Here is a 2,374-nt window from a genome sequence, read left to right on the forward strand (position 1 = left end):
GGCCCTCCTCGACGATCCGGCCGTTCTCGAGCACCACCAGCCGGTCGAGGGCCGCGATGGTCGAGAGCCGGTGCGCGATGGCGAGCACGGTCTTGCCCTGCATCAGCCGGTCCAGGGACTCCTGGATCGCCGCCTCGACCTCGGAATCGAGGGCCGAGGTCGCCTCGTCGAGGATCAGGATCGGGGCGTCCTTCAGGATGACCCGGGCGATGGCGATGCGCTGGCGCTGGCCGCCCGACAGCTTGACCCCGCGTTCGCCGACCTGGGCGTCGTAGCCGCCCCGGCCCTTGTGGTCTGTGAGTTCCCGGATGAAGGCGTCGGCATGCGCGGCCTCCGCCGCCGCCACGATCTCGGCTTCCGTGGCATCCTCGCGCCCATACGCGATGTTCTCGCGGATCGAGCGGTGGAGCAGCGAGGTGTCCTGCGTCACCACGGCGATCTGCCGGCGCAGGGAGGCCTGCGTGACCTCGGCGATGTCCTGCCCGTCGATCAGGATGCGGCCGCCCTCGAGGTCGTGCAGGCGCAGGAGCAGCGAGGTGAGCGTGGTCTTGCCGGCCCCACTCGGGCCGACGAGGCCGACCTTCTCGCCGGGGGCGATGCGCAGGGTCAGCCCCTCGATCACCCCGGCCTCGGCCCGGCCGTAGTGGAAGCTCACGCCCTCGAAGCGGATCTCGCCGCCCCGGACCGCGAGGTCGCGGGCGCCCGGCCGGTCGGTCAGGGCGTGCGGGCGGGCGATGGTCTGCATGCTCTCCTGCACCACGCCGATATGCTCGAACAGCCCGCGCACCGTCTGCATCACCCAGCCCGACATCGCGATCAGCCGCAGCACCAGGGCGAGGCCCGCCGCCCCCTCGCCGGTGGTCATCTGGCCCCGCGACCACAGGGCCAGCACCACCCCGGCGGTCGCCACGATCAGGCCGCTGTTGAGGAACGAGAGCGTCGCGGTCACCGCGGTGACGAGGCGGAACGAGTGCAGGTAGGCGTCGGTGTGATCGACCGTGGCCGACCGCACCGCCGAGCGCTCCTCCCGGTCGCGGGCGAAGAGCTTGACGGTCAGGATGTTGGTGTAGCTGTCGACGATGCGGCCGATGAGGACGGAGCGGGTGTCGGCGACCTTGAGCGAGCGCACCCGCGCCCGGGGCACGAAGTAGGCGGTGAGCGCCGCATAGGCCAGGATCCACAGCAGGACCGGCAGCACCAGCCACGGGCTGATCGAGCCGAACAGGCTCACCGCCGTGACGGCGAAGATCGCGACGTAAAGCAGCGTGTCGATCACCACGATGGCGAGCTCGCGCACCGCCACCCCGACCTGGGTCACCCGGTTGGCGAGCCGCCCGGCGAAGTCGGCCTGGAAGTACGACAGGGCGTGGCCGAGGGTGTAGAGATGGGTGCGCCAGCGGATCAGGCCGGTGGTCTGCGGCACCACGAGCTGGTTCGACAGGGCCTCGTGCAGCCAGGACAGGACCGGGCGCGCCACCAGGATCAGGGCGGCCGCGAGGACGAGGCCGGTGCCGTGGTCCTGCCACAGGGTCTCGGGCCCCGAGCGCGCCAGGATGTCCACGAACCAGCCCATCAGCAGGTAGAGCGAGGCCTCGACGCTGCCGGCGGCGAGCGCCACCACGAACAGCACCGCGAGCGCCCCGCGCACCGGCCGCAGGTAGAACCAGGCGAAGCCCGCCACCGTGCCGGGCGGGCGGCGCGCCTCGTCGAAGGGCGCGAAGGGATCGATGCGGCGCTCGAGCCAGTCGAGGAACATGCGGGCTCCGGGGATACGGGCTCCTCAGCTATGGGGCCGCCGCCTTCCGCCAACCGGGGGGCGATGCCGCAGGCGGCGCGCCGGCGTATGACGGACACCCGCGCCACCTGTCCCGGACCCGATCACGGACCCAAGCTCACGGAACCATGCTGCGCCTCGCCCTCTACCAGCCCGACATCCCGCAGAACACCGGCACGATGCTGCGCCTCGCCGCCTGCCTCGGCGTCGCCGTCGAGATCATCGAGCCGGCGGGATTCGACGTCTCGGACCGGCACCTGCGCCGCTCCGGCCTCGACTACCTCGACCACGTCGCGATCAGCCGCCACCGCTCCTACGCTGCCTTCGACGCCTGGCGCCGGCAGGCCGGGATCCGCCTGGTGCTCGCCACCACCGCCGGCTCGGTGCCCTACACCGCCCACGCCTTCCGGGACGGCGACTGCCTGATGGTCGGGCGCGAGTCGGCCGGAGTGCCGGAGGCGGTCCACGCCGATGCCGACGCCCGGGTGGCGATTCCGATGCGCGCAGGCATGCGCTCGCTCAACGTCGCGGTCGCGGCCGGGATGATCCTCGGCGAGGGCGTGCGCCAGCTCGGCACCGTCTGATACCCTCGCGCCTTCG

Annotated in this window: 2 protein-coding genes; one reads left to right on the forward strand and one right to left on the reverse strand. The window is 72.2% G+C overall.

Annotated elements, in window-relative coordinates; genetic code table 11:
• On the reverse strand, positions 1-1,756 hold a 1,756-nt coding region (locus VQ02_RS21025; protein WP_048446173.1), incomplete at its 3' end, for an ABC transporter ATP-binding protein.
• 146 nt (positions 1,757-1,902) lie between these two features.
• On the opposite strand from VQ02_RS21025, the gene VQ02_RS21030 reads away from it, so the two are divergent.
• Positions 1,903-2,358, forward strand: a complete 456-nt coding sequence (locus tag VQ02_RS21030) for a tRNA (cytidine(34)-2'-O)-methyltransferase (RefSeq protein ID WP_048446174.1) — start codon at positions 1,903-1,905, stop codon at positions 2,356-2,358.
• Positions 2,359-2,374: the final 16 nt, after the last annotated feature.

Origin of the sequence: Methylobacterium variabile, from assembly GCF_001043975.1 — a bacterium.
GTDB lineage: Bacteria > Pseudomonadota > Alphaproteobacteria > Rhizobiales > Beijerinckiaceae > Methylobacterium > Methylobacterium variabile.